Here is a 24,490-nt window from a genome sequence, read left to right as displayed (position 1 = left end):
ATGTATCGTCTCGTGTTGCTGATCGCGCTGTGTGGCGCCGGTGCCGCGCAGGCGGCTGAGCAGAGTGTTGAGCCGGGCGTGTTTCGCGCCCTGGATACGGCGCAGAGCGCACAGCAGAAGGGTGACTACGCCGCCGCGCGCCGCGCTCTGGATGCCGCTAGCGGCCAACCGGGTAGCCTGGAAGAAGCGCTGCTGTGGCGCAGCAAAGCTTATCTGGCCTGGGCCGAAGGGCAGAATGCCCAGGCCATCGAGTTGCTGGAGAAGGTGCTGAAGAGCGGCAAACTGGACGCCGAACTGCAGGCCACTGAAGCGCTGAACCTGGCCCGCCTGAATCTGCTCGAGCGGCGCTACGCCCGTGTCGTGACCCTGCTCGCACCAGGCCAGGCCAACGCCAATGAAGAGGTGCTGCAGATGCTGGTGCAGGCCTATCAGGGCCTTGGTCAGCCGGCCAAGGCGCTGCCGCTGGCTGAGCGTTATGTGCAGGCTAATCCGCAGGCCGCCGATAGCTGGTTGCAATTTCTCGTCGCCATAAATGCCGACGTCAAACGCTACCCAGCCGCCGAGCGCTGGCAGCGTCAACTCCTGGCACGTCAGCCGAACAATGCCCAGGGCTGGCGTCAGCTGGCAGCGCTGCAGCAGCGAAGTGGCAGTTATGACAAGTCCCTGGCAACCCTGCGTACGGCGTATCAGAAGGGCCTGCGTTTTAGCGAAAGCGAGCTGGACAATTTGGTGCTGCTGGCCGGAGCTGCCGAGCAACCCTGGCAGGGCGCCAAGCTGCTCGCCGGGATGCTCGATCAGGGTCTGTTGCCACGCACCAGCGCCCGTGAGGAGCGGCTGGGGCTGCTCTGGTGGCAGGCGCGTGAGCGCGGCAAGTCGGCGCAGATCTTCCGCGAGCTAGCGCAGCGCTCGGGTACGGCCAAACATTGGCTGCACCTGGCTCAACTGGAGCTGGAGCAGGCGCGCTGGCAAGCCGGGCTCGACGCCCTGGCCAAGGCCGAACGTGCCGGCGCCGAGCGCAGCAAGGTGCGCGCCTGGCGCCAGTGGGCGGAAAGCGAGTTGAGCTACCAGCGTGACAAGCGCCTGGCCAGCGCCGGCTAGTGGCTTACCGATTTGTTACGGCCAATAAAAAGCCAGACCTGGGGTCTGGCTTTTTTCTGCCTGGTTGCTGCGTTGTGTCTTAGCTATCCGGCAGCTCATAGGCGTAGATCTTCTCGGCTTCCATCTGGTAACCGGCTTCAGCCAGCTCGCTGCTGGTCTGCTCGACCTTCATCGGCCCCTCGATCCAGAACGGCTGGTACAGCGCATCCAGCAGCACGCCCAGCTCGCTGGTGACATGCACGATCTGATTCGACGGCGGTGGCGGCACGTGGATGCACGCGCCGAAGTATGGCACCAGCAGGAACTCGGTCACCCGACCTTCATCCGTCACATCCAGTGGCACGATATAGCCCGGCAGCTTGACCGATTGGCCATCCAGTGCCTGCACCACCGGCGCGGCGGGTGACTGCTGCATGGCCGCCGGCCCGGACTCGGCGAGGGCGTCGGCCAGCTGTGAGAGGTCGTGGATCGGCGCCGGTTCAACGACTTGTGGCGGTGCGTCGGCCGGGACCATTTCCGACCAGGTCAGCTCGCGCACCTCGGCGGCTGCCAGGGGCAGGGCCAGGGTGAGCAGCAGGGTGGCGAGCAGGGAGCGGTGCATGCAAAAGAGCCTCATAAGCGGATCGATAAGCCATCGGCCAGGGATTGGCGATACGCACGCCAGGCCGGAACACAGCCCATCAACAGGGCGGCGTTCAGGATAGCGCCGAGCAGCGTCCACTCATAGCGGCTTGGCAGATTCAGTGGCAGGTACAGGCCGTAATTCGCCTGCACGTAGCCCTGCGCCCCGGCGATACCCAGGTACAGCAGCAGCAAGCCAAGCAGCACGCCGGCCAGGGCCAGGGCAAAGGCCTCGACGATCAGCAGGCTGGCGATATGCCAGGGCCGCGCGCCGACCGAGCGCAGAATCGCCATTTCCCGGCGGCGCTCGTTAAGGCTGGTGAGAATCGCCGTAAGCATGCCGATCAGCCCGGTCAGCACGACAAACAGTGACACCACAAACAGCGCCTTCTCGGCAGTGCCCATCAGGCTCCACAGCTCCTGCAGGGCCACGCCGGGCAGGATCGCCAGCAACGGTTCGCCGCGAAATTCGTTGATTTCGCGTTGCAGGCTAAAGGTGGCGATCTTGCTATTCAGACCGAGCAGTACTGCGGTGATCTGCTTGGGTTGCAGGTCCATGGCCCGTGCCTGTTCAGCGCTGACCTTGGCCGCGCCGCGCGCCGGCATGCCGTTCTGCCAATCAACATGCAGGGCCTGCATGCCGGCCAGGGAGATATGCAGAGTACGGTCCACCGGGGTTCCGGTGCGTTTGAGGATGCCGACCACCTTGAACGGTTTGTCGTCATGTTTGACCAGGCTGATGGTGGCCACGCCATGGGCCAGCACCAGCTCCTGATCGAGTTGGTAGTTGAGGGCCTTTGCTACTTCCGCACCCAGCACCACTTCGAACGGGTCATCGGCAAAGGCGCGGCCGCTGCTCAGTTGCAGTGGCTGGCTGCGGGCATAACGATAGTGTTCGAAGTACGCCGGACTGGTGCCCATTACCCGATAGCCGCGGTGCGAATCACCGAGGGAAATCGGGATGGCCCATTTGACCTGACGATGCTGGGCGAGCTGCTCGAAGCTGTCCCAGCGAATATTGTTGGTCGCATTACCGATGCGGAACACCGAGTACAGCAGCAGGTTCACGCTGCCCGAACGCGCGCCGACAATCAGGTCGGTGCCGCTGATGGTGTTGGCAAAGCTGGCGCGGGCTTCGGTGCGTACCCGCTCGACCGCGAGCAACAAACACACCGAGAGCGCGATGGCGAATACTGTGAGCCACGCAGTAAAGCGGCGGTTGCCCAGGCTGGCCAGGGCGAGGCGCAGTAGATACATGGTTAAATCTCCGCCAGACGAGTGGCTTTGTTCAGCTCGGCCAGCGACAGGCTGCGGTCGAACATCCGTGCCAGGCTCTGGTCGTGGCTGACAAACAGCAGGCTGGAGCCGGCCTCGCGGCATTCGGCGAACAGCAGTTCGAGAAAAGCCTCGCGGGCGTCGGCATCCAGGGCCGAGGTGGGCTCGTCGGCGATCACCAGCTCCGGCTGGCCGATCAGTGCCCGGGCTGCAGCCACGCGCTGCTGCTGGCCGATCGATAGGTCGCCAGCGCGGCGCTCGAGCAGGCTTGGCTTATTCAGGCCCAGGTGGGCCAGCAGGGCGGCGGCGGCGTTGTCCACGCTGCCATGGCGTTGCACCGCGCGGCTGGTGCGCAGGCGGGAGAAATGACAGGGCAGTTCGACGTTCTCGCGCACCGAGAGAAACGGCAGCAGGTTGAACTGCTGGAAGATATAGCCGGTGTGATCGACGCGAAAACGGTCGCGAGCACCGGCCGAGAGTGTACTCAGGTCCTGGTCGAGCAGCTGGATACTGCCGCGGTTGGGCTTTTGCACGCCGCCGAGTAGGCCCAGCAGGGTGGTCTTGCCGCTGCCACTGGGGCCTTTGAGGAACAGGCTTTCGCCGCGTTGCAGGGTGAAGCTGTCGATGTCCAGCAGCTCGGGCTGGCCGGGCCAGGCAAAGCCGAGGTTGGACAGTTGGATCAGGGCTGAACTCATGGGGGAACTCGTTTGGCGCGTAGGCAGGATGACGCTTCACCCATCCACCGCAAAATTGCCAGGGTGGATGGGTGAAGCGTCATCCACCCTACGTTAAATCGGCAAATCAGAAACTCAGGGTCGGCTGCGCAGGCGTCAGCTTGAGGCCCTGCTGGCCATTCGGACCGATCAGTTGTACCTGAATTTTCGCGGTGGCGGGGAAGCGCTTAAACAGTTCGCCCAGGTTCAATTGCTTCAGTTCGCCAGGGCTTTTGCAATCGAGCTGGTAATGCGCATGGATTTCGCTGTGTTCACTGTCTTTGTCGTGCGCGTGATGTTCTTCGTGCTCGTCATCTGCAAACAGGGCGCTTTCCAGCTCCGCTTCACGCATGCTGCAATCGCCTGCGTTCAGGCCGAACAGCGCCAGCGGGTCTTGTAACTGGCTGCGCACGGCGGCGACCTTGGCTTTATCGGCGTCGCTCTTGGCGGCATGTTCGAACCCCAGCAGATTCATCGCCGGGCTTTCCAGCTGCAACTCCAGCACCTTGCCGTCGAGCAGCACATTGAGTTGTGCTACGCCGTGCTCGTGAGCGTCCAGGCTGCCGTGCTCGGCATGTTCGTGCTTATCTTCGGCGTGCTCATGGCTGTGTTCGGCAGCGCTAGCGGCAAGGGGCAGCAGGGCAAACGGCAGGGCAAGTAGCAGGCGGCGCATGGCGGTCTCCGGTCAGAAATAATCAAGCGTTACGTTATAACAACTTTATGGCCTGCCTGGCCAGTCTTGCTTGGCGGTCTGCGGCAGACGTGGGAGCATGGCGGCTGATCAGTTGAGGGCAGAACCATGGTGCGAATTCGCGGGCAAATCGGCGCTTGGCCGGTGGACCTGATGGTTGAGCTGGATGCGCAGGATTGGGCGCAGCTGGCTCAGCATGTGCCCCTTGCAGCACCCGCTGCGCCGGCCGCAACTGCCGCACCGGTGGCCAACGACGCGCTATGGCAGACCACCCTGGAGTTGCTGCGTCAGGCTGGACAGATCGAGGGGCCGCAATTGCTCGGGCAACTGGCCGGGCTGGCCGGAGGCGAGGCGGCGGGCAAGCGCTTGCTCGTGCGCCTGCGCCATTGCGCGCAGGTGCGCGTGGAGACGGGGGTGGATGCGCCGATTTATCACTGGGTCGGCTAGTTCTCGTCGATGGGGGTTACCCATCGACGGTGGTGGGGATCAGTAAATCGCCTGGTACAGCTTGCGCCGGTAGGCGGTGACCAGCGTGTGGTCATTGCCCAGCAGGTCGAATACTTGCAGCAGGGTCTTGTGCGGCAGGCCGTCGGCATAGCTGCGGTTGCGGATAAACAGCTTGAGCAGTGCGTCCAGCGCCGGCTCATAGTGTTGGCGCGCCAGTTGCTGGATGGCCAGTTGGTAGCTCGCTTCATCGTCGTCGGCGTTCTGTGCCAGGCGGGTTTTCAGGCTGGCCACGTCCGGCAGCTCGCCGGCCTGGCGCAGAAAGGTCAGTTGGGCGCGGGCGCCGGCCAGGGCCTGTTTGTGCTCATCGCCTTTTACCGCGTCCAGCACCGCCTCGGCTTCGCCCAGTTCGCCCCGTTCGGCCAGGCAGCGGGCGTAGAGAATCAGCGCGGCAGCGTGTTCATTGTTTTCCGTCAGCAGCAGCTTGAGCAGCGCTTCGGCATCGGCAAAGCGGCCTTCGCTGAACAGCGCCTGCGCCGCTTCCATCGGGTCGGCGGCCGCCGGTGCCGGTTCGGCCACATGCGGCTTGAGCAGCTCGCGAATCGCCGACTCGGGCTGCGCGCCAGCAAAACCGTCCACCGGCTGGCCATCCTTGAACAGCACCACGGTGGGCAGGCTGCGGATGCCGAAGCGCGCAACGATGTCCTGTTCGATATCGCAGTTGACCTTGGCCAGCAGCAGCTCGCCGTTGTATTCCTCGGTGATCTTCGCCAGCAGCGGCATCAGCGCCTTGCACGGCGCGCACCACTCGGCCCAGAAATCCACCAGTACCGGCTTCTGGAAGGAATTCTCGATCACCAGCTGTTCGAAGCTGGCGCTGCCTGCGATATCAAAAATATAAGGGGAGTCGCTCATGGTCGGTCTCGGCTGGGCGAAAAATGGGATGAACTATAAATGCGGGCATGGCGCGGCGGATACAAGGGGCTTTAGCTGCGTTCGGCGTGGTACAGACTGACATGACGAAACTCCGCTGGCTCGGCCAGATCCGGCCAGGTGCAGGCTTCCAGTACGCCCAAGCGTTGGTACAGCGGGTGCTGAAAGTCGCGCACCCGCGAGTCGGCCACCAGCGCTGCACGCCCTCGGCTGAGAAACTGATCGAGCAGCGGCAGGTTGGCGCGGTCGTAGAGCACGTCGGCGACGATGATCAGGTCGAAGCGGTCGGCCTCGGCGAAAAAATCGGCGGAATAACTCAGCTGCACATCATTCAGTGCCGCGTTGGCCCGGCAGGCGGCAATTGCCAGCGGATCAAGATCGCAGGCCACCACGTCCAGTGCGCCGGCTTTGGCCGCAGCAATTGCCGCCACGCCTGAGCCTGCGCCGAAATCCAGCACGCGCTTGCCGCGCACCCATTCGGGGTGCGCGGCCAGCCAGCGCGCCAGGACCAGGCCGCTGGCCCAGCAGAAACACCAGTAGGGCGGTTCTTCGAGGATCAGGCGGGTTTCTTCCGGGCTGAAGCAGCGATCCATGTTGGCCGGGTCGATCAGCCATAGCTTGATCGCAGTGCCGGGCAGGGGCTGCGCGCTGAGCTGGGCGTCACCCAGCCGTTCGCTGAGCGCAGCCTGCAAGGCGGCGGGTGCCGTCATGGTGCCGGCACCAGGCGTAATTCACCGAGGGCCTGGGTTTCGCTGCGGGCAATCGGCTGCGGCGGCAAACGCAGAATCAGCCTACCGGCCTGGTTGGCGCGGCCATGCAGTTCGATACGCTTGTGCTTGTTAAAGGTTTGCGGGTTGAACGGCAGGCGAAATGCCAGCGGGTTGCCGGTGCCGCGCAGCTGGATATTGCCCAGCAGCGCTGTGGGGCGGCCGCGTTGATCAACCGCCAGCAGGGCCAGTTCGACATCCGCGGCATTGGGCACATTCAGCAGGGTGCCGCTTAGCTCGCGCTGGTGTGCCGGCAGTGGCGCTGCTTCTTTCGGGGCCTGTGCCGGCGCGGGCTGAGTGGGTTTGGCGGGCGGTGGGCTATCGCTGGCGCAGGCCGTCAGTAGGGCAATCAGGCTTACTAGAATCAGCGGTTGCAACGGCTTCGGGGCTTTCATCGAGGGTATCAACTCCGCTGGTTTGCATGGGCGCCTGTATACCGCAAAGCCCGCGGCTTGTCTTGCCTGCGGGATGCGCTACCATGGCTGTCTTCGTTCTAAAGCCGGCCTTATTTATGCACTGTCCCTTCTGCGGCGCCAATGACACCAAAGTGATCGACTCGCGCCTGGTTGCCGAGGGCGAGCAGGTGCGGCGTCGGCGTGAATGCCTGGCCTGTGAAGAACGTTTCACCACCTTTGAGACCGCCGAGCTGGTGATGCCGCGCCTGATCAAGCAGGACGGCAGCCGCCAGCCCTTCGATGAAGACAAGCTGCGCGCCGGCATGCAGCGTGCGCTGGAAAAACGCCCGGTGAGCATCGAGCGCCTGGAAGCGGCCATCGCCCATATCAAGCACAAGCTGCGTGCCACCGGCGAGCGCGAGATCAAGTCATTGGTGCTCGGTGAGTTGGTGATGGGCGAGCTGCAGAAACTCGATGAAGTGGCCTATATCCGCTTCGCCTCGGTGTACAAACGCTTTCAAGACCTTAACGAGTTCCGCGAGGAAATCGACCGCCTGTCCCGCGAACCTGCCAAAGGTTGATGATGAATTCAGATCACGCCTTGATGGCGCGCGCGCTGGAGCTGGCCCGTAAAGGCCTGTACTCCACCCACCCCAATCCGCGCGTGGGCTGCGTGATCGTGCGTGATGGGCGCATCGTCGGCGAAGGCTGGCATGCCCGCGCCGGCGAACCGCACGCCGAAGTGCACGCGCTGCGCCAGGCCGGCGACAAGGCGCGCGGTGCCACCGCCTACGTCACCCTGGAGCCCTGCAGCCATCATGGGCGCACGCCGCCGTGCGCCGATGCGCTGATCAATGCCGGTATCGCCCGCGTCGTCGCCGCCATGCAGGACCCCAACCCGCAGGTCGGTGGCAATGGTTTGCTGCGCTTGATGCATGCCGGTATCGCGGTGCAGGGCGGTGTGTTGGAGGCTGAGGCGCGCGCGCTGAATGCCGGGTTTATCAAACGCATGGAGCAAGGTCTGCCGTTTGTGCGGGTCAAGCTGGCGATGAGTCTGGATGGGCGCACCGCCATGGCCAGCGGCGAAAGCCAGTGGATTACCGGGCCGGCGGCGCGCGCTGCGGTACAGCGCCTGCGTGCTCGCTCCAGCGTGGTGTTGACCGGGGCCGATACGGTGCTGGCCGATGATGCACGACTGACCGTGCGTGCCGACGAGCTCGGTCTGGGCGCCGAGTTGAGCGCCTTGGCGCAGACCCGGCCACCGCTGCGGGTGCTGGTCGATGGGCGTTTGCGCGTGCCGCTCAGCGTGCCGTTTTTCCAGGCCGGTGCGGCCCTGGTGGCGACCTGCGCGGCAGCTTCGGCGCGTGATCGCTATCTGGACGATGGCCACGAACTATTGGCCATGCCCGGCAGCAATGGGCATGTTGACCTGCGTCGGCTGTTGGTCGAGCTGGCCAGCCGGGGTGCCAATGAGGTGCTGGTGGAAGCCGGACCGCGTCTGGCCGGGGCCTTTGCCCGCCTGGGCCTGGTGGATGAGTACCAGCTGTTCGTCGCGCCCAAGCTGCTGGGCTCCAGTGCGCGGCCACTGCTCGACCTGCCGTTGGCGCGCATGGCCGATGCGCCGGCGCTGAAAATCGTCGAGATGCGTGCGGTCGGTGACGACTGGCGAATTATCGCGGTGCCGCAGCCGGCCGTTTGATCGGCCGCTATTAGCGATCGCGAGTCATTCATGCGGTCGCTTGGTCATGCAGGGCGGCGGCAATTGTGGTAAAACGCGTCTCGGCCATGCAAGTGGCCGTAACGTTCTCAGGGCGGGGTGTAATTCCCCACCGGCGGTAATGGCTGCAAGGCCTAGCCCGCGAGCGCTTGCCCGGTGGCTGTAAACCGCCGCGCAAGGTCAGCAGACCCGGTGTGATTCCGGGGCCGACGGTTAGAGTCCGGATAAAGAGAGAGCGGGATTGCCTTAACAGGGCGCGTTCAGGCGTGCCTCGAAATCCCTATCGATCAAACATGCCCTGTTTTTTTATAAAACAGGAGTTGGTCTAGATGTCTGATTTTTATTCCGTGTCCCAAGCTACTGGCGTTGTTCGCCAGTGCTTTGCCGTGGGCATTAAGCAGGGGGTGGCATGTTTACCGGCATAATCGAAGCCATTGGCAATATCCGCGCACTGACGCCCAAGGGTGGTGACGTGCGGGTGTATGTGGCAACCGGCAAGCTGGACCTGGCCGACGTCAAACTCGGTGACAGCATTGCGGTCAACGGCGTGTGCCTGACGGCAGTGGAATTGCCGGGCGATGGTTTCTGGGCCGATGTCAGTCGCGAAACCCTGGCGCGTACCGCGTTTATCGATTTCAAGGCCGGCAGTAAGGTCAACTTGGAAAAGGCCCTGACGCCTACCAGCCGTCTGGGCGGCCACCTAGTCAGCGGGCATATTGACGGCGTCGGCGAGATCGTTGCGATGGCGGAAAATGCCCGTGCTTGGCAGTTCACCATTCGTGCGCCGAATGAGTTGGCCAAGTACATCGCCCACAAAGGCTCGATCACCGTCGATGGCACCAGCCTGACCGTCAATGCGGTCAACGGCGCCGAATTCGAACTGACCATCGTGCCGCACACCCTGGCCGAGACCATCATGCTTGACTACCGCCCTGGCCGTAAGGTCAATCTTGAAGTGGATCTGCTCGCGCGTTACCTGGAGCGCCTGTTGCTCGGTGACAAGGCCGCGGAGCCTTCAGCCTCGGGCCTGACCTCCAGTTTTCTCGCCGAACACGGCTACCTGAACAAATAAGGAATCGCCCGCATGGCTCTTAACAGTATCGAAGAACTGGTCGAAGACATCCGCGCCGGCAAGATGGTCATCCTGATGGATGATGAAGACCGCGAGAACGAAGGCGATCTGATCATCGCGTCCGAGTGCGTGACCGCCGAACATATCAACTTTATGGCGCGTTTCGCCCGTGGCCTGATCTGCATGCCGATGACCCGCGAGCGCTGCGAAACCCTCAAGCTGCCGCTGATGGCGCCGCGCAACGGTTCCGGTTTCGGCACCAAGTTCACTGTCTCCATCGAGGCCGCCGAAGGTGTGACCACCGGCATCTCCGCCGCCGACCGCGCGCGTACCGTACAGGCCGCCGCGGCCAGGCATGCCAAGGCCGACGATATCGTCAGCCCTGGGCATATCTTCCCGCTGATGGCCCAGCCCGGCGGCGTACTGGCCCGTGCTGGACACACCGAGGCGGCCTGCGACTTGGCGCGCATGGGTGGTTTTGAGCCGAGTGGGGTGATCTGCGAAATCATGAACGACGACGGCACCATGGCCCGTCGCCCGGAACTGGAAGTGTTTGCCGCCGAGCACGGCATCAAGATCGGTACCATCGCCGACCTGATCCACTACCGCCTGATCCACGAACGCACCGTTGAGCGCGTCAGCGAGCAGGTGCTCGACAGCGAACTGGGCCAGTTCAATCTGGTGACCTACCGTGACTCGGTGGAAAACGACGTGCACATGGCGCTGACCCTGGGCGAAATCTGCGCGGAAGAACCGACCCTGGTGCGCGTGCACAATATGGACCCGCTGCGCGACCTGTTTATGGTCAACCAGCCGGGCCGTTGGAGCCTGCGCGCAGCCATGGCCGAGGTGGCCAAGGATGGCAGCGGCGTGGTGCTGCTGCTGGGTAACCCGCTGACTGGCCCGGACCTGCTGGCGCACCTGGAGCGTCAGTTGGGCGGTGAGGCGAAAGTCGCCAACCCGACTACTTACAGCACCGTTGGTGCCGGCTCGCAGATTCTGCGTGACCTCGGTGTGCGCAAGATGCGCCTGATGAGTTCGCCGATGAAGTTCAATGCAATATCCGGTTTCGACCTGGAAGTTGTAGAATACCTGCCCTCCAAATAATCCCAAGGGTCGCCACTGGCGGCCCGGCTCTTTAAATAGACGAGACGCGTTATGACCCTGAAGACCATCGAAGGTACTTTTATCGCCCCCAAGGGCCGCTTTGCCCTGGTCGTCGGCCGCTTTAACAGCTTCGTTGTCGAAAGCCTGGTAAGCGGCGCAGTTGACGCCCTGGTGCGCCACGGCGTGAGCGAAAGCGAGATCACCATCATTCGTGCGCCGGGTGCCTTCGAAATCCCGTTGGTCGCGCAGAAAGTCGCCCAGCGTGGCGATTTCGACGCCATCATCGCCCTCGGTGCGGTGATCCGTGGCGGCACTCCACACTTCGAATACGTGGCTGGTGAGTGCACCAAGGGCCTGGCTCAGGTTTCCATGGAGTTCGGCGTACCGGTGGCTTTCGGCGTGCTGACGGTGGATTCCATCGAGCAAGCCATCGAGCGTTCCGGCACCAAGGCCGGTAACAAGGGTGCGGAGGCTGCATTGTCCGCCCTGGAAATGGTCAGCCTGCTGGCGCAGTTGGAGGCCAAGTGAGCCAGAACGACGGTAACGGGCAGCAGCCACAAGCGCCGAAGAAAGGCCCCAGCAGCAAGACCCTCGCGCGCCGTCAGGCGCGCACCCTGGCCATGCAGGCGCTGTACTCCTGGCACATGGCTGGGCAGTCGCTGAACGAGATCGAAGCGCAGTTCCGCGTCGATAACGATTTCACCGCAGTCGACGGCGGCTACTTCCACGAGATCCTGCACGGCGTGCCGCGGCAGAAAACCGAGATCGATGGCGCGTTCGAGTCGCTGCTCGACCGTCCGCTGGAGGAGATCGACCCGGTTGAACTGTCGATCCTGCGTCTGTCGACCTACGAGCTGAAAAACCGCATCGATATCCCCTATCGCGTGGTGATCAACGAAGGCATCGAGCTGGCCAAGGTGTTTGGCGCCACCGACGGGCACAAGTTCGTCAACGGCGTGCTGGACAAGCTGGCACCGCGCCTGCGCGCGGACGAAGTTCGCGCTAATAAGCGCTGATCTGGCTTGAGTGCCTTGGGTGAGTTCGAGCTGATCCGTCACTACTTCGCCGCTGCGTCCTGTGCGCAGGCCGGCGAAGGTGTGGCATTGGGCATCGGCGACGACTGCGCCCTGCTGCAAGTGCCGGCTGGCGAGCAGCTGGCGATTTCTACCGACACCCTGGTCGCCGGGGTGCATTTCCCTGCATCGCCTGAGCCGTTTCTGCTGGCGCAGCGTGCGCTGGCTGTCTCGGTCAGCGATCTGGCTGCGATGGGCGCGACGCCTGTCGGTTTTACCCTGGCCTTGACCTTGCCCGGTGCCGAGCCGGATTGGTTGCAGGCGTTTGCCCGTGGCCTGGATCAGATGGCGCAGCACTGCGCCATTCGTCTGATCGGCGGCGATACCACCCGTGGTCCCCTGAGCCTCACCCTGACGGTTTTTGGCCGCGTGCCGCTTGGCATGGCGCTGACCCGCCAGGGCGCGCAGGTCGGTGATCTGCTCTGCGTCGGTGGTGAGCTGGGCGATGCCGCTGGTGCTTTGCCGCTGGTGCTCGGGCAGCGCCACGCCGATCCGGCAGTAGCCGAGCCGCTGCTGGCGCGTTACTGGTCGCCCATGCCGCAGCTCGATCTGGGCCTGGCGCTGCGGGGTAAGGCCACGGCGGCACTGGATATTTCCGATGGGCTGTTGGCCGACTGCGGGCATATCGCCGCAGCCTCTGGTGTAGCGTTACTCATCGAACAGGCGCAGGTGCCGCTGTCCGCCGCTTTGCTGGCCTTTGCCGGCGAGTCGGCGGCGCGCCAGTGTGCTTTAAGTGGTGGCGATGATTACCGCCTGGCATTCACTCTACCGGTGCAGTATCTGGCGGATTTGCAGCAGGCCGGTTGGCCTGTGCGCGTTATTGGTCGTGTTGTGGCCGGTGAGGGCGTTACTCTGCTGGACGCGCAAGGCCAGCCTGTGTCGCTGCCACATAGCGGCTATCAACATTTTGGAAGTGTCAGTGACTGATCATCCCAAGCAAGTCCCCGCCGAGTTCGTACCGCCTTCGGTCTGGCGCAATCCCTGGCATTTCCTGGCCTTTGGCTTCGGTTCCGGCACCTTGCCGAAAGCCCCGGGCACCTGGGGTTCGCTGGTGGCGCTGCCGTTTATCCCACTGTTTCAGCTGCTGCCGGACTGGGGCTACTGGCTGATGCTCGGCATCACCATGCTGTTCGGCTTCTGGCTGTGCGGCAAGGTAGCCGATGACCTACGGGTGCACGACCACGAAGGCATCGTCTGGGATGAAATGGTCGGCATGTGGATCACCCTCTGGCTGGTGCCGGAAGGCTGGGGCTGGCTGCTGCTAGGCTTTCTATTGTTCCGTGTGTTCGACATCCTCAAGCCCTGGCCGATTCGCTGGATTGATCGGCACGTGCATGGCGGTGTCGGCATCATGCTCGATGACGTGCTGGCTGGAGTATTCGCCTGGATGGCCCTGCAACTGGTCGTCTGGGGCTGGGCCAACGGCCTGGCCGCCGCGCTGGGCTGGTAACCGATGGAGGGGTAAATGAGTCGCTGCTGTAGGTGGTGGTTGTGGTCGGTGATGAGCCTTGCCAGCGCGTCTGTCAGCGCTGCCGAGCCGACGCAGATTCGCATTGCCAGTGAGGTCTGGGAGGCGCACACCCAGGTCGATGGCAGTGGCCTTGCCTGGGATGTTCTGCGCACCGTGTATGAGCCGGCCGGCGTGCAATTGAGCATCCAGAGTGTGCCCTACACCCGCTCCATCGGCCTGGTGCAGCGCGGCGCTGCCGATGCCTGGGTCGGCTCCTACCTGAATGAAGTTGAGCAGGGCGTGTTTTATCCGCGTTGGCATTACGATGCCGACCAGATCGCCGCGCTGGGCTTGCAGGATAAACCCATTCCCACCCAGGACTCCCTTGGCGAGTACCGTTTGGTCTGGATGCGCGGCTATGAATATCAGCGTTATCTGCCAAATTTGCGCCAGTACCGCGAAGTGTTTAGCCGTAGCGGTATCCTCGGCATGTTGGAACTGGGTCATGCGGATTTCTATATCGATGCCCTGACCGAGGTTGAAGATGTACTGAGCAATGCGAGTCAGTCGGCCCGCTACCGCGTTACCCTGCTGACCCAACTGCCAATCTACCTGGGCTTTGCCGATACCCCGCGTGGCCGAACCCTGGCCGAGCTGTTCGACAAACGCATGGATAGCCTGGTGGCGGACGGTAGCCTGCGGCCGATTTTCCAGCGCTGGCAGCAACCTTACCCGTTTGACTAACCTGTGCGAGAGGTTCCATGTACGCCTTGAAAGTCTTGTTATTGAGCCTGTCGCTGCTACTTGGCAGTGGGCTAATGGCGGCCTCCCAGGTACGGGTTGTCGGCCTGTTTCCGGGGGCGGCGGTATTGCATGTCGACGGCCAGCGCAAACTGGTCAAGGTTGGCCAGGTCGGCCCCGGCGGCGTGGTGGTGGTCAGCGCCGACAGCCGTGGTGCGGTGTTGCGGGTCGACGGTGTCGAGCGCAGTTATAGCCTCAGCCGCGAATACAGCAACGGCTTTGCCGAAGCGCAGAAGAAGCAGCTTAGCGTGGCCAAGGGTATTGGCGGGCATTACTGGGTAGCGGGTTCGGTCAACAGTCAGCCCATCCAGTTTCTGGTGGATACCGGCGCCACCTCGGTGGCCTTAAATGATGCGCATGCGCGCCGCTTGGGCATCGATTACCGGGTGATTGGCGCACCGTTGCAGGTCAGTACCGCCAGCGGCACCGCGCGCGGCTGGCGCGTGACACTGGACCGGGTGAAAATCGGTGAGCTGGAAGTGCTGGGTGTCGAGGCCGTGGTACTGGAAGGCGGCTCGCCCACCGAGGCCCTGCTTGGCATGAGCTTTCTTAGCCGAGTTGGCTGGAAGGTCGAACAGGATGTGCTGGTGCTGGAGTCCAAGTACTAGCGCTTTGACCATCTCGAGCTGGCTCGATCCTTATCATCAGTAATTCAGGCTAAGCGGCTGCCAGGGCCTGCTGTTACAATGCCGGCCTGATTTTTCCAGCCCATTTCTTTAGGAGCATCCGGTGTCCGTCGTGTTTGTCGCCGCCTCCCAGCTGCCCACGCCCTTTGGCGTGTTCACCATGCACGGTTTCCTCGAAGAGGCCACGGGTAAGGAACATGTCGCCCTGACTTTTGGTGATGTGGCCGATGGCGCGCCGGTGCTCGGCCGTTTGCACTCCGAGTGCCTGACTGGCGATGCACTGTTCAGCCTGCGTTGCGATTGCGGTTTCCAGCTCGAAGCGGCGCTGCGCGCAATTGCCAATGAAGGTCGTGGCGTCTTGCTCTACCTGCGTCAGGAAGGCCGTGGCATTGGCTTGCTGAACAAGATCCGCGCCTATGAGTTGCAGGACGGTGGCGCCGACACCGTGGAAGCCAACGAGCGCCTGGGCTTCGGTGCCGATCAGCGTGACTATGCGATCTGCTTGCCGATGCTCGATCACCTGGGTATCAGCCAGCTCAAGCTGATGACCAACAACCCGCGCAAGGTCAAGGCGCTGGGCGATATGGGCATCAAGGTGGCGACCCGTGTGCCGTTGCAGATTGATCACAACCCGCACAACAAAAAATACCTCGCGACCAAGGCCGGCAAGCTCGGGCATATGCTCGGCAGCCTGCACCAGGGCGAGGTCGAGGAAAGCCTGTGACCCGCAGCGAAGTGCGCCGTCGACTAGCGCTGGAGTGGTGGCGGCAACTGGCCGTGACCCTGGCCCCGTTGTTTGTGCTCAACCTGCTGTTTGGCGCCGAGCAAAAACCCGGCCTGCTAACCATGCCGCTGTTTATCGCCGGCCTGGCCTCGATGTTTGTCAACCTGCCGCTGTTCAGCGCCTACAAGCGCGCGTTGCTGGCCACGGAAAAAGCCCTGGATACCCCCGCCGAGCATGACGCCTGGCTGGATTTGGCGCGTGTGCGTCGCCAGGCCTTGCTCGGTGCGGCGCTGCCGGCCTGGATTGCCGCCATCGCGGTATTCGCCGGCCTGGAAGCGATTCCGCTGATCCTCCTGGCGATTTCCAGCATCGTCCTGCTCTATCTCTACCGCATTCCCCGCCAACTCGGCTGATGCGCGCCACCACTCTCTGTTTGCTGCTGTTGCTGGCGTTGCCCGCCGCAGCGGTCGAGCGGGTGGTGAGCCTGGCGCCGTCGCTGACTGAAATAATGCTGGAGCTGGACGCGGGCAACCTCTTGGTCGGCCTGCTCGATGGCGGTGAGCGCCCGGCTGCGGTCGCGCAGCTGCCTTCGGTCGGCCGCTATGGCCAGCTTGAGCTGGAAAGCCTGCTCGAACTGCAACCCGATCTGGTACTGCTCTGGCCCGATAGCATCAGCAGCGCGCAACGCCAGCAGCTGCAACGTATGGGGATTCCCCTGCTGATCGTCGAGCCGCGCAAGCTGGCTGATCTGGCAGAGAACTTCGTCGAAATTGGCACGCGCATCGGCCGCGCCGAGCAGGGCCGGCAACTGCAGCGGCAATTCAACAGCGGCCTGGCCGCGTTGCGTCAGCGCTATCAGCGTAAGCAGCCGTTGCGCCTGTTCTATCAGGTCTGGGATACGCCGCTGTACACCATCGGCGGCCAGCAGATCATCAGCGACGCCCTGGGTATCTGCGGAGCCGAGAATGTATTTGCCGAGCTCACCTTGCCGGCGCCGCAGGTCAGCGTGGAGGCGGTGCTGCAGCGCAACCCCGAGGTGATTCTGGCGGGCGTGCAGGGGCAGCTGGACGCCTGGCGTATCTGGCCGCAGGTGGCGGCGGTTGCGCGGAAGCAGCTGTGGCTGGTGCCGGATGCAGGCCTGGAGCGGCCGAGTTTTCAGATGTTGGCGGCCACCGAGCGTCTGTGTCGGGCCCTGAGTAGGGCACACTAAAAAGCCCCGCGTTTGCGGGGCTCAGTCGATTGCCTGGTTGACGGTTAGGGCCTTAAAGCTGAGGCGTCCAGGTCACGGCAAACAGCGCGGTACGGCCTTCGGTGTTGTAGCCGAAACGACCGTTGCTGGTGCTGTAAGTCGCTTCGGCATAATCCTTATCGAAGAGATTGTTCAGTTTCAGGTCGAAGGCTACTTCCTCAGTGGCTTGCCATTTGCCGCGCAGGCTCAGCAGGCCGTAACCACCCAGCTCACGGGTGTTGGCGGCGTCGTCATAGCGGCCGCTGACTGCGCGCCAACTGGCACCCACTGCAAACTCACCGAAGGGGCGATCCAGGTCCAGGCTCAGCGTGCGTTTGGCGCGGCGGGCGAGGGTGTGGTCCGTGTCACGATCCCGTGGATCGATCAGCGCGAGTGCCAGGTTGCCCTGCCAGCCATACAGCTCCTGTTTGAGCGCGGCCTCGAAGCCGTTGATGCGGGCCGTCTGCACGTTCTGCGGAATAAAGTTCTGGTCGAGGACAATCGCGTCCTGCAGGTCGATACGGTACAGCGACAGCTCCAGCACGCCAGTTTCGCTGTAGCGGCTACGCCATTGGGCTTCGTAGCTTTTGGAGGTTTCTGGTTCGAGGTCGGGGTTGGCGCTGGCGGAGCAAAAGCCGGCAAAACAAAAATCGGGGTAGTACAGGTCGTTGAAGGTCGGCGCGCGGAAGCCTTCGCTGTAGGACAGGATCAAGTCGTTGGCGTTGTTGAATGGCAGGGTCAATGCGGCGTTCCAGCTGTTCTCGCTGCCGAACTGCTGGTTCTTGTCATGCCGCAGACCCAGCTCGGTGGAGAAGTGGTCGGCGTTGTAACGGTGCTGGATAAAGGCTGCCTGGTTCCAGCGCGAGTCCTCAGTGAAGTTCTCACTGCCATTCACGCGATCCTCATACCAATCGGCACCCAGCAGCACTTGGTGGCGCTCGTTGAGGCTCAGGGTGTTCACCCAGTTGACCGAGTCGCGGTAGGTATTAAAGCTGTAGAACGAGAATGCACTGGCGTTTGGCTGGTCGTTGCCGGTGTCGCGCTTGTCCTCGCTGTGGCCGATTTCCAGGCGGCTATTCCAGGCTTCGCTGAGGTTGCCATCGATGTAGCTGGACAGGCTGCTCAGCTGGAAGTCTGTGCTGGGCAGCGAGGTGCTGAAAATGTCCTCGAACTCGGCCTGACCACGTTGGTCGAGGGCGCTGAAGCCGATTTTAAGATCGTCATTGAAGCGGTGCGAGAGGTTCAGGCTCAGCGATTTATTGCGATAGGCATCGTCATCGCCGTTGGCACCGAAGTTATCGCGTGTGGCGTCGATCCCTTGGCTTTCATCGAGTGCGGCGCCCAGATTGAAGCGGGTTTGTGCGTCGCCACCGGACAGACCAAGGTTGCGTTCGAAGGTCTGGTTGCTGCCGACGCCCAAGCGTACATAGGGTTTGAGTCCGTCACCGCTGCCTTGGCGGGTGAAAATCTGCACGACGCCACCGATGGCATCCGAGCCATAGAGCGCCGAGCGTGCGCCGCGCACGACTTCAACACGTTCGATCTGCTCTGGGCTGAGAAACTCCAGGCTGCTGGTGCCGCTGGACGCGGCAGCAATGCGTTGGCCGTCGACCAGAACCAGGGTTTGTGCGGTTGCAGTGCCGCGTACGAACAAGCCGGTCTGGCTGCCCGCGCCGCCAGTACGGCTGACGCTGACGCCGGGCACGCGCTCAAGCAGTTCTGCCACGCTGCGCACTTGTAGGCGTTCGATGTCCTGGCGGGTAAATACCGTGGTTACAGCGGTCGCCTGCTGGATTGGTTCGGCATGCCGTCCGGAGGTCACCACCAGGGGCGGTAGCGCGAGCGGGTTCTGGTAGGCGTTGGATTGTTCGGCATGGGCAGCCAGCGGCAGCAGCGCCACAGCCAGGGCAAGACGGGACATTTTCACGTAGAGAATCCTCAAAAGATCAAACGACTTTTGAGGAGGGCAGGGGCAAGAACGGGCGCGCGGACGCAGCCTGAGCTTGACGGTGATGCCCTCCGCAACACCAGTCACATCCAGCAAGGCCGGTCTCCGGGCTCTCGACGTGCGCCACCTCGCCTTCCCGGGCTAACCCAGTGGCGTTGAGGTGACGTGCAGAGCGTGGCTCTGCGGTCGATTACCGTTGCGGGGGCAGCGCCGGGTTGGTTCGACAGAACGCACCGGCTTCCCGTTTAACGCCGCTTCACTGTGGAAGGGACGCACCTTGGCGGAAGTAAAACGCCGCGCACCTTAATCCGCGGGTGGATGAATTACAAGCAAGCCTGGTTCAGCTCTGGATGAGCGGTATTCATGCAGAAAGGCTGGCGAGGCGCGCGCGGATAGCGGCTTCGATACCGGCGGCATCCAGCCCGCATTCGGCGAGCATCTGCGCGGGCTTGGCGTGCTCGACGTAGTAGTCGGGCAGGCCCAGGTGCAGCACTGGCTTGAGGATGCCGGCGGAGGCGAGGAACTCGCTGACCGCACTGCCGGCACCGCCCATCACGCTGTTCTCTTCGATAGTGACCAGCAGCTCGTGGTTGGTGACCAGCTGGCGTACCAGGGCTTCGTCCAGGGGTTTGACAAAGCGCATATCCACGACCGTCGCATCCAGTGCCTCGCCAGCCTTAAGCGCCTCGCGTAGCTGCACGCCAAATACCAGCAGGGCCGCTTTGTTGCCCTGGCGGCGGACGATGCCCTTGCCGATTTCCAGTGGCTGCAGGCCTGGCTCGATGGCGGCATTCGGGCCGCTGCCACGTGGGTAGCGCACCGCCGCCGGGCCGTCGAACAGATGGCCGGTGGTGAGCATGCGGCGCAGTTCGTTTTCATCGCTCGGCGTCATCACCAGCATGCCGGGGATGCAGCGCAGGTAGGAAATATCGAAGCTGCCGGCGTGGGTCGGGCCGTCCTCGCCGACCAGGCCGGCGCGGTCGATGGCAAACAGCACATCGAGGTGCTGCACGGCCACGTCGTGAATCAGCTGATCATAGGCGCGCTGCAGAAAGGTCGAGTAGATCGCCACCACCGGCTTGGCGCCGTCGCAGGCCATGCCGGCCGCGAGGGTCACCGCATGCTGCTCGGCGATGGCCACGTCGAAATAGCGCTCGGGATAACGTTCGCTAAACGCCACCAGGTCCGAGCCTTCCTTCATCGCCGGGGTAATGCCGACCAGGCGCGGGTCCTGCGCGGCCATATCGCACAGCCATTGGCCGAACACGGCGGAGTATTTCGGCCCGGCGGCTTGCTTGGGCGCGGCTGGCGCGTTGATCGGCTCCAGCTTGGTGATGGCGTGGTAGCCAATCGGATCGGCCTCGGCCGGGGCGAAGCCCTTGCCCTTCTTGGTCACCACATGGAGGAACTGCGGGCCGTCGAGGTCGCGCATATTGCGCAGGGTGGCGAGCAGAGTGGGCAAGTCATGGCCGTCGATGGGGCCGACATAGTTCCAGCCCAGCTCCTCGAACAGGGTGCCGGGCACCAGCATGCCTTTGGCGTGTTCTTCGACCTTGCGCGCGATTTCCCAGGCGCCGGGCAGGTGCGAGAGGATCTTCTTGCTGCCTTCGCGCATGTTCGAGTAAGTGCGGCTGGAGATGATCTTGGCCAGGTAGTTGGACAGGCCGCCGACATTCTTGGAGATCGACATGTCGTTGTCGTTGAGGATCACCAGCATATTGGCGCCCACATCGCTGGCGTGGTTTAGTGCCTCGAAGGCCATGCCGGCGGTCATTGCGCCGTCGCCAATCACCGCCACGGCCTTGCGTTTGCTGTTCTGCAGGCGGGCGGCGATGGCCATGCCCAGGGCGGCGCTGATGCTGGTGCTGGAGTGGCCAACGCCAAAGGTGTCGTATTCGCTTTCCGAGCGGCGCGGGAAGGCGGCGATGCCGTCCTTCTGCCGCAGGCTGCCCATCTGCTCGCGGCGGCCGGTGAGGATCTTGTGCGGGTAGGCCTGATGGCCGACATCCCACACCAGGCGGTCATCCGGGGTGTCGAAAACGTAATGCAGGGCCACGGTCAGTTCGATCACGCCGAGGCCCGCGCCGAAATGCCCGCCCGTTTGCCCCACCGTATACAGCAGGTACTGGCGCAGCTCGTCGGCCAGGGTTTCTAGCTCGGCTTCGCCCAGTCGGCGCAGCTCGTCCGGCGTGTTGGCGCGGTCTAGAAGGGGCGTCAGCGGGCGCTCACGGGGAATCGCGTGGAAGGTCGTCGGCATCAGGCAGATCGTTATCGGGGTAAAAGATGCGGCAGTTTACCCGAAGCGCCGGAAACTGCCCAAACATGCTTCGGGCAGGCGCTTTTTACCAGGTGTCGACGCTGCGCTTCTTGCCTTCGCGCGGTGCGGGTTTAGGGGTGGCATTGAGGCCGCGCAGCAGCCAGGCGCGGGTTTCCACGGGGTCGATCACCGCATCGATCTCCAGGAAACTGGCCATATTGATGCCCTTGCCGTTCTGGTAGGCCTTGGCCACCAGCTTGTCGAACAGCTGCTGGCGCGCGGCGGGTTCTTCGATGGCGGCCAGTTCCTTGGCAAACCCCAGGCGCACCGCGCCTTCCAGGCCCATGGCGCCAAATTCGGCGCTGGGCCAGGCGATGGTGAACAGCGGTGAATGGAAGCTGCCGGCGGCCATGGCCTGGGCGCCCAGGCCGTAGCCCTTGCGCAGCACCACAGTGAAAAACGGCACCGTCAGGCTGGCGGCGGTGACAAACATGCGCGACACATGGCGCACCGTGGCCTGTTTCTCCGCCGCCGGGCCGACCATAAAGCCGGGGGTGTCGCACAGCGACAGCAGCGGGATATCGAAGGCATCGCACAGCTGCATAAAGCGCGCGGCCTTGTCGCCGGCCACCGCGTCGATGGCGCCGCCGAGGTGCGCCGGGTTATTCGCCAGCAGGCCGAACGGCTGGCCCTCGATGCGGATAAACGCAGTGATCAGCCCAGGGGCGAACTGCCTGCGCAGTTCCAGCACGCTGTCCGTGTCGGCGAGGGTGGCAATCACCTGACGGATGTCATAGACCCGCAGACGGTTTTCCGGGATCAGGTGACGCAACTCGCGCTGATCGGCGCAGTGCCACGCGCTGAGCGGGCCCTGGAAGTAGCTCAGGTACTGCTTGGCCACCCGCACCGCCTCGGCTTCGTCGGCCACCCGTATATCGATCACGCCATTGGGCCCCTGCACGCTGACCGGGCCGACCTGTTCCGGTTTAAAGCTACCCAGGCCGCCACCTTCGATCATCGCCGGGCCGGCCATGCCGATGGTGGCGTTGTCGGTGGCGATAATCACATCGCAGCAGCCGAGCAGCGCGGCGTTGCCGGCGAAGCAGCGGCCGGACACCACGCCGACCAGTGGCACCAGGCCGGAGAGTTTGGCCATGCCGACAAAGGTGTGGCAGTCCAGCCCGGCCACGCCGACAAAATCCGTATCCCCCGGACGGCCGCCACCGCCTTCGGCAAACAGCACCAGCGGCAAGCGCCACTGCGCGGCGAGGCCGAGCATACGGTCGGTCTTCTTATGGTTGATCACGCCCTGGGTGCCGGCGAACACCGTGTAGTCGTAGGCGATGGCCATGCAGCGCGCCGCCTGGCTAGCGAACGTTTCGGCGTTGACCGTGCCGATACCCGCCACCAGGCCATCGGCCGGGCTTTGCTCAATCAGCTCCTCCTGTGAGCGCCGACGGCGTTGCGCGGCAATCGCCAGGGCACCGTATTCGTTGAAGCTGCCGTCATCCAGCAGGTCCGCCAGGTTCTCCCGTGCGGTGCGCTGGCCGCTCTTGCGCCGCTTGGCCACGGCCTGGGGGCGGCGCTCGTCACGGGTAATTGCATGGCGTTCGAGCACTTCGGCCAGGTCCGCGCGGATATGATCGAGGTCCAGGCTTTGTTCGCTTTGGCTGGCGGTGGCATCCACGTCGGCCGGCTCGATAAACAGCAACGCTTGGCCTTCATTGAGCGCGCTGCCGACCTGCACGGCCAGTTGGCGGACGATGCCGCTGTGACTGGCGGTAACCACAAACTCCATCTTCATCGCCTCCAGCACGGCAATGCTCTGGCCGACGGCCACGGCATCACCCTCGGCCACCGCCAGGCTGACCACCACGCCGGTGCTGTGGGTCAGCAGCGGCAGACAACCTGGCGGTGCGTCCGCTATCTGCTCGGCGTCTTTGCTGGCAGCCTGCGCACCGGCAAAGAAATGATGTGGGTGGGCCTCGGGCTGGGCGGCCAACAGTTCGCTCAGCTGGCTTTCGACAAAGCGTGTGGTCAGCTGATAACTCGCCACTTGCGGCAGGCGCAGCAGGTTTTGCAGCAGGTGCAGGTTGCTCGCTACGCCTTCCAGGCGGAACTCGCACAGCGCGCGGTAGGCGCGGCGCAGGGCGCTGGGGTAGTCCGGCGCCTGGGCGATCAGCTTGGCCAGCAGTGAGTCGTAGCTGGGGCTGACCGGATAGCCGGCGTAGCCATAGCCGTCCACCCGTAGGCCGGGGCCACTGGGTGGTTGGTAGGCCGTCAGGGTACCGGCGGCCGGGCGGGTGCTGCCGTCGCTGCTCATGCTTTCCAGATTGATCCGCAGTTGTACGGCGCAGCCATTCAGTGGCGGTGGTTCGAGCAGACCCAGCTCGCTTAGGGATATCCCCGCGGCCAGCTTAAGTTGGGTGTGCAGCAGATCGACGCCAGTGACCTGTTCGGTGACGGTGTGCTCGACCTGAATACGCGGGTTGGCCTCCATAAAATAGAAACGCTCGGGCTGTTCGGCATCCAGCAGAAATTCGAAGGTGCCCAGGCCCTGGTAGCGGGCCGCGCCGGCCAGTTGCAGCGCGGCCTCGATCATCCGGGTGCGGGTGGTGGACAGCAGATCCGGGCTGGGGGCGATTTCGACCAGCTTCTGCTGGCGGCGTTGCAGGCTGCAGTCACGCTCCCACAGGTGGCTGACCGCCCCCGTACTGTCGCCCAGCACCTGAATCTCGATATGCCGGGCTTGGCCTACAAGCTGCTCGATATACAGCGCGCTATTGCCGAAGGCGCTGTGTGCCTCGGACTGGCAACGGGCAAAGGCCTCGTCCAATTCGCTGGCAGCCAATACCGGACGCATGCCACGACCGCCGCCGCCGGCCAGGGCCTTGAGCATCACCGCGCCATGCTCGGCGAGAAAGCCATGGGCTTCCTCCAGGCTGATCGGCCGATTGATCCCCGCCACCAGCGGCACGGCGCAGCGTTCGGCCAGCTCCCGCGCCGCTGCCTTGTCGCCAAACAGCTGCAACACCTCGCTGCTGGGGCCGACAAAGCACAGCCCGGCGGCCTGGCAGCGCCGCGCGAATTCGGCGTTCTCCGCGAGAAAGCCATAGCCGGGATGCACGGCATCGCAGCCCTGGGCCTGGGCGATGGCGATCAACTGCTGCATATCCAGGTAGGCCGCCACGCCACGGCCCTTGAGCGCCACGGCGCTGTCGGCCTGGCGCACATGCAGGGAGGCGGCATCGTCTTCGGCATAGACGGCGACCGAACGGATGCCCAGCTCACTGGCGGCGCGGGCGATACGGATGGCGATTTCGCCACGGTTGGCGATCAGCAGGGCGGCGAAGGGGGCGGTGGTAGAGGGCATGGTGGCTCCAGATTTTTATTCTGCAGCCATCTTAGGCGCTCTGCGGGCGAGGTAAACCAAGCCTTAGCGGCTGAGGGTTGGGTTATTGATAGGGGTGATAAGGGGCGCGGGTATGGCCTAGGCGTCCCCGCCGCGCCTGCAGGCGCGTGGCTGATCTGTAGGAGCGGGCTTGCCCGC

Annotated in this window: 25 protein-coding genes and 2 riboswitches; of the genes, 15 read left to right on the top strand and 10 right to left on the bottom strand. The window is 63.7% G+C overall.

The features are described from left to right. The gene (locus tag WA145_RS09875) at nucleotides 1–1,098 is read left to right on the top strand and encodes a hypothetical protein (RefSeq protein WP_422581412.1); all 1,098 of its coding nucleotides are present in this window, start codon (nucleotides 1–3) and stop codon (nucleotides 1,096–1,098) included. 79 nt (nucleotides 1,099–1,177) lie between these two features. Here WA145_RS09875 and WA145_RS09870 read toward each other — a convergent pair whose 3' ends face one another. The 4 genes from WA145_RS09870 to WA145_RS09855 all read right to left on the bottom strand — a co-directional run bounded on the left by WA145_RS09870 (nucleotide 1,178) and on the right by WA145_RS09855 (nucleotide 4,380). Then, on the bottom strand, nucleotides 1,178–1,699 hold the full coding sequence (locus WA145_RS09870; protein WP_422581411.1) for a DUF3299 domain-containing protein: 522 nt from the start codon (nucleotides 1,697–1,699) through the stop codon (nucleotides 1,178–1,180). 11 nt (nucleotides 1,700–1,710) lie between these two features. Further along, on the bottom strand, nucleotides 1,711–2,976 hold the full coding sequence (locus WA145_RS09865) for an ABC transporter permease (RefSeq protein ID WP_422581410.1): 1,266 nt from the start codon (nucleotides 2,974–2,976) through the stop codon (nucleotides 1,711–1,713). A gap of 2 nt (nucleotides 2,977–2,978) precedes the next feature. After that, on the bottom strand, nucleotides 2,979–3,689 hold the full coding sequence (locus tag WA145_RS09860; RefSeq protein WP_422581409.1) for an ABC transporter ATP-binding protein: 711 nt from the start codon (nucleotides 3,687–3,689) through the stop codon (nucleotides 2,979–2,981). Nucleotides 3,690–3,795: 106 nt separating this feature from the next. Further along, nucleotides 3,796–4,380, bottom strand: a complete 585-nt coding sequence (locus tag WA145_RS09855; protein ID WP_422581408.1) for a DUF2796 domain-containing protein — start codon at nucleotides 4,378–4,380, stop codon at nucleotides 3,796–3,798. A gap of 126 nt (nucleotides 4,381–4,506) precedes the next feature. Here WA145_RS09855 and WA145_RS09850 point away from each other — a divergent pair, with 126 nt between their 5' ends. Continuing rightward, nucleotides 4,507–4,845: a hypothetical protein gene (locus tag WA145_RS09850; RefSeq protein ID WP_422581407.1), complete on the top strand. Its 339-nt coding sequence runs from the start codon at nucleotides 4,507–4,509 to the stop codon at nucleotides 4,843–4,845. 39 nt (nucleotides 4,846–4,884) lie between these two features. Here the strand turns inward: WA145_RS09850 and trxA are convergent, their stop codons facing one another. From trxA to WA145_RS09835, 3 genes are all read right to left on the bottom strand, one after another. Then, nucleotides 4,885–5,757 (bottom strand): thioredoxin, encoded by an 873-nt coding sequence (trxA, locus tag WA145_RS09845; RefSeq protein WP_422581406.1) that lies wholly within the window; start codon nucleotides 5,755–5,757, stop codon nucleotides 4,885–4,887. A 71-nt stretch (nucleotides 5,758–5,828) separates the two neighbouring features. Continuing rightward, nucleotides 5,829–6,485, bottom strand: a complete 657-nt coding sequence (locus WA145_RS09840) for a class I SAM-dependent methyltransferase (protein ID WP_422581405.1) — start codon at nucleotides 6,483–6,485, stop codon at nucleotides 5,829–5,831. Beyond that, nucleotides 6,482–6,937 carry a YbaY family lipoprotein gene (locus WA145_RS09835; protein ID WP_422581404.1) on the bottom strand — a complete coding sequence of 152 codons (456 nt, stop codon included), beginning with the start codon at nucleotides 6,935–6,937 and terminating at the stop codon, nucleotides 6,482–6,484. Before WA145_RS09835 ends, WA145_RS09840 begins: the two co-directional genes overlap by 4 nt. Before the next feature lie 116 nt (nucleotides 6,938–7,053). On the opposite strand from WA145_RS09835, the gene nrdR reads away from it, so the two are divergent. The 13 genes from nrdR (at nucleotide 7,054) to WA145_RS09770 (ending at nucleotide 16,717) form a co-directional block, all read left to right on the top strand. Next, entirely contained in the window at nucleotides 7,054–7,518 is a 465-nt protein-coding gene (nrdR, locus tag WA145_RS09830; protein WP_311090449.1) for a transcriptional regulator NrdR, read from the top strand. Further along, entirely contained in the window at nucleotides 7,518–8,636 is a 1,119-nt protein-coding gene (gene ribD, locus WA145_RS09825) for a bifunctional diaminohydroxyphosphoribosylaminopyrimidine deaminase/5-amino-6-(5-phosphoribosylamino)uracil reductase RibD (RefSeq protein ID WP_422581403.1), read from the top strand. The genes nrdR and ribD overlap by 1 nt, the downstream gene beginning before the upstream one ends. 99 nt (nucleotides 8,637–8,735) lie before the next feature. After that, a riboswitch (FMN riboswitch) is annotated at nucleotides 8,736–8,895 on the top strand. A gap of 168 nt (nucleotides 8,896–9,063) precedes the next feature. After that, on the top strand, nucleotides 9,064–9,726 hold the full coding sequence (locus tag WA145_RS09820) for a riboflavin synthase (RefSeq protein ID WP_422581402.1): 663 nt from the start codon (nucleotides 9,064–9,066) through the stop codon (nucleotides 9,724–9,726). A 12-nt stretch (nucleotides 9,727–9,738) separates the two neighbouring features. Continuing rightward, nucleotides 9,739–10,833: a bifunctional 3,4-dihydroxy-2-butanone-4-phosphate synthase/GTP cyclohydrolase II gene (ribBA, locus tag WA145_RS09815; protein ID WP_422581401.1), complete on the top strand. Its 1,095-nt coding sequence runs from the start codon at nucleotides 9,739–9,741 to the stop codon at nucleotides 10,831–10,833. Between the two features lie 51 nt (nucleotides 10,834–10,884). Further along, the gene (gene ribE, locus WA145_RS09810; protein WP_271349001.1) at nucleotides 10,885–11,361 is read left to right on the top strand and encodes a 6,7-dimethyl-8-ribityllumazine synthase; all 477 of its coding nucleotides are present in this window, start codon (nucleotides 10,885–10,887) and stop codon (nucleotides 11,359–11,361) included. Further along, nucleotides 11,358–11,849 (top strand): transcription antitermination factor NusB, encoded by a 492-nt coding sequence (gene nusB, locus WA145_RS09805; protein WP_422581400.1) that lies wholly within the window; start codon nucleotides 11,358–11,360, stop codon nucleotides 11,847–11,849. The genes ribE and nusB overlap by 4 nt, the downstream gene beginning before the upstream one ends. Before the next feature lie 15 nt (nucleotides 11,850–11,864). Further along, entirely contained in the window at nucleotides 11,865–12,833 is a 969-nt protein-coding gene (gene thiL, locus WA145_RS09800) for a thiamine-phosphate kinase (protein WP_422581427.1), read from the top strand. Beyond that, on the top strand, nucleotides 12,826–13,356 hold the full coding sequence (locus tag WA145_RS09795) for a phosphatidylglycerophosphatase A (protein ID WP_422581399.1): 531 nt from the start codon (nucleotides 12,826–12,828) through the stop codon (nucleotides 13,354–13,356). The genes thiL and WA145_RS09795 overlap by 8 nt, the downstream gene beginning before the upstream one ends. A gap of 51 nt (nucleotides 13,357–13,407) precedes the next feature. Beyond that, complete coding sequence (locus tag WA145_RS09790) at nucleotides 13,408–14,100, top strand: substrate-binding periplasmic protein (protein WP_422581398.1); 693 nt, start codon at nucleotides 13,408–13,410, stop codon at nucleotides 14,098–14,100. Nucleotides 14,101–14,117: 17 nt separating this feature from the next. Beyond that, nucleotides 14,118–14,765 carry a retropepsin-like aspartic protease family protein gene (locus tag WA145_RS09785; protein ID WP_422581397.1) on the top strand — a complete coding sequence of 216 codons (648 nt, stop codon included), beginning with the start codon at nucleotides 14,118–14,120 and terminating at the stop codon, nucleotides 14,763–14,765. Between the two features lie 121 nt (nucleotides 14,766–14,886). After that, complete coding sequence (gene ribA / locus WA145_RS09780) at nucleotides 14,887–15,507, top strand: GTP cyclohydrolase II (RefSeq protein ID WP_422581396.1); 621 nt, start codon at nucleotides 14,887–14,889, stop codon at nucleotides 15,505–15,507. Next, complete coding sequence (locus WA145_RS09775) at nucleotides 15,504–15,920, top strand: MFS transporter (protein ID WP_422581395.1); 417 nt, start codon at nucleotides 15,504–15,506, stop codon at nucleotides 15,918–15,920. The genes ribA and WA145_RS09775 overlap by 4 nt, the downstream gene beginning before the upstream one ends. Beyond that, the gene (locus WA145_RS09770) at nucleotides 15,920–16,717 is read left to right on the top strand and encodes a cobalamin-binding protein (protein WP_422581394.1); all 798 of its coding nucleotides are present in this window, start codon (nucleotides 15,920–15,922) and stop codon (nucleotides 16,715–16,717) included. Before WA145_RS09775 ends, WA145_RS09770 begins: the two co-directional genes overlap by 1 nt. A 52-nt stretch (nucleotides 16,718–16,769) precedes the next feature. Here the strand turns inward: WA145_RS09770 and WA145_RS09765 are convergent, their stop codons facing one another. The 3 genes from WA145_RS09765 to WA145_RS09755 form a co-directional block, all read right to left on the bottom strand. Further along, nucleotides 16,770–18,662, bottom strand: a complete 1,893-nt coding sequence (locus WA145_RS09765; RefSeq protein WP_422581393.1) for a TonB-dependent receptor domain-containing protein — start codon at nucleotides 18,660–18,662, stop codon at nucleotides 16,770–16,772. 100 nt (nucleotides 18,663–18,762) lie between these two features. Next, a riboswitch (cobalamin riboswitch) is annotated at nucleotides 18,763–18,978 on the bottom strand. 66 nt (nucleotides 18,979–19,044) lie between these two features. After that, on the bottom strand, nucleotides 19,045–20,940 hold the full coding sequence (gene dxs / locus WA145_RS09760; RefSeq protein WP_422581392.1) for a 1-deoxy-D-xylulose-5-phosphate synthase: 1,896 nt from the start codon (nucleotides 20,938–20,940) through the stop codon (nucleotides 19,045–19,047). 85 nt (nucleotides 20,941–21,025) lie between these two features. Then, nucleotides 21,026–24,313 (bottom strand): carboxyl transferase domain-containing protein, encoded by a 3,288-nt coding sequence (locus WA145_RS09755; protein ID WP_422581391.1) that lies wholly within the window; start codon nucleotides 24,311–24,313, stop codon nucleotides 21,026–21,028. Nucleotides 24,314–24,490: the final 177 nt, after the last annotated feature.

This window comes from Pseudomonas sp. (genome assembly GCF_049301935.1).
Lineage (GTDB): Bacteria > Pseudomonadota > Gammaproteobacteria > Pseudomonadales > Pseudomonadaceae > Aquipseudomonas.
This window is presented reverse-complemented; position numbering and strand designations above follow the sequence as displayed.

Coding starts and splice junctions, on each gene's coding strand:
- WA145_RS09755 (WP_422581391.1), bottom strand. CDS start 24,313: ATGCCCTCTACCACCGCCCCCTTCGCCGCCCTGCTGATCGCCAACCGT.
- WA145_RS09865 (WP_422581410.1), bottom strand. CDS start 2,976: ATGTATCTACTGCGCCTCGCCCTGGCCAGCCTGGGCAACCGCCGCTTT.
- ribE (WP_271349001.1), top strand. CDS start 10,885: ATGACCCTGAAGACCATCGAAGGTACTTTTATCGCCCCCAAGGGCCGC.
- WA145_RS09820 (WP_422581402.1), top strand. CDS start 9,064: ATGTTTACCGGCATAATCGAAGCCATTGGCAATATCCGCGCACTGACG.
- dxs (WP_422581392.1), bottom strand. CDS start 20,940: ATGCCGACGACCTTCCACGCGATTCCCCGTGAGCGCCCGCTGACGCCC.
- WA145_RS09875 (WP_422581412.1), top strand. CDS start 1: ATGTATCGTCTCGTGTTGCTGATCGCGCTGTGTGGCGCCGGTGCCGCG.
- WA145_RS09855 (WP_422581408.1), bottom strand. CDS start 4,380: ATGCGCCGCCTGCTACTTGCCCTGCCGTTTGCCCTGCTGCCCCTTGCC.
- WA145_RS09790 (WP_422581398.1), top strand. CDS start 13,408: ATGAGCCTTGCCAGCGCGTCTGTCAGCGCTGCCGAGCCGACGCAGATT.
- ribBA (WP_422581401.1), top strand. CDS start 9,739: ATGGCTCTTAACAGTATCGAAGAACTGGTCGAAGACATCCGCGCCGGC.
- WA145_RS09835 (WP_422581404.1), bottom strand. CDS start 6,937: ATGAAAGCCCCGAAGCCGTTGCAACCGCTGATTCTAGTAAGCCTGATT.
- WA145_RS09785 (WP_422581397.1), top strand. CDS start 14,118: ATGTACGCCTTGAAAGTCTTGTTATTGAGCCTGTCGCTGCTACTTGGC.
- WA145_RS09870 (WP_422581411.1), bottom strand. CDS start 1,699: ATGCACCGCTCCCTGCTCGCCACCCTGCTGCTCACCCTGGCCCTGCCC.
- WA145_RS09770 (WP_422581394.1), top strand. CDS start 15,920: ATGCGCGCCACCACTCTCTGTTTGCTGCTGTTGCTGGCGTTGCCCGCC.
- trxA (WP_422581406.1), bottom strand. CDS start 5,757: ATGAGCGACTCCCCTTATATTTTTGATATCGCAGGCAGCGCCAGCTTC.
- WA145_RS09840 (WP_422581405.1), bottom strand. CDS start 6,485: ATGACGGCACCCGCCGCCTTGCAGGCTGCGCTCAGCGAACGGCTGGGT.
- ribD (WP_422581403.1), top strand. CDS start 7,518: ATGATGAATTCAGATCACGCCTTGATGGCGCGCGCGCTGGAGCTGGCC.
- WA145_RS09850 (WP_422581407.1), top strand. CDS start 4,507: ATGGTGCGAATTCGCGGGCAAATCGGCGCTTGGCCGGTGGACCTGATG.
- WA145_RS09860 (WP_422581409.1), bottom strand. CDS start 3,689: ATGAGTTCAGCCCTGATCCAACTGTCCAACCTCGGCTTTGCCTGGCCC.
- nrdR (WP_311090449.1), top strand. CDS start 7,054: ATGCACTGTCCCTTCTGCGGCGCCAATGACACCAAAGTGATCGACTCG.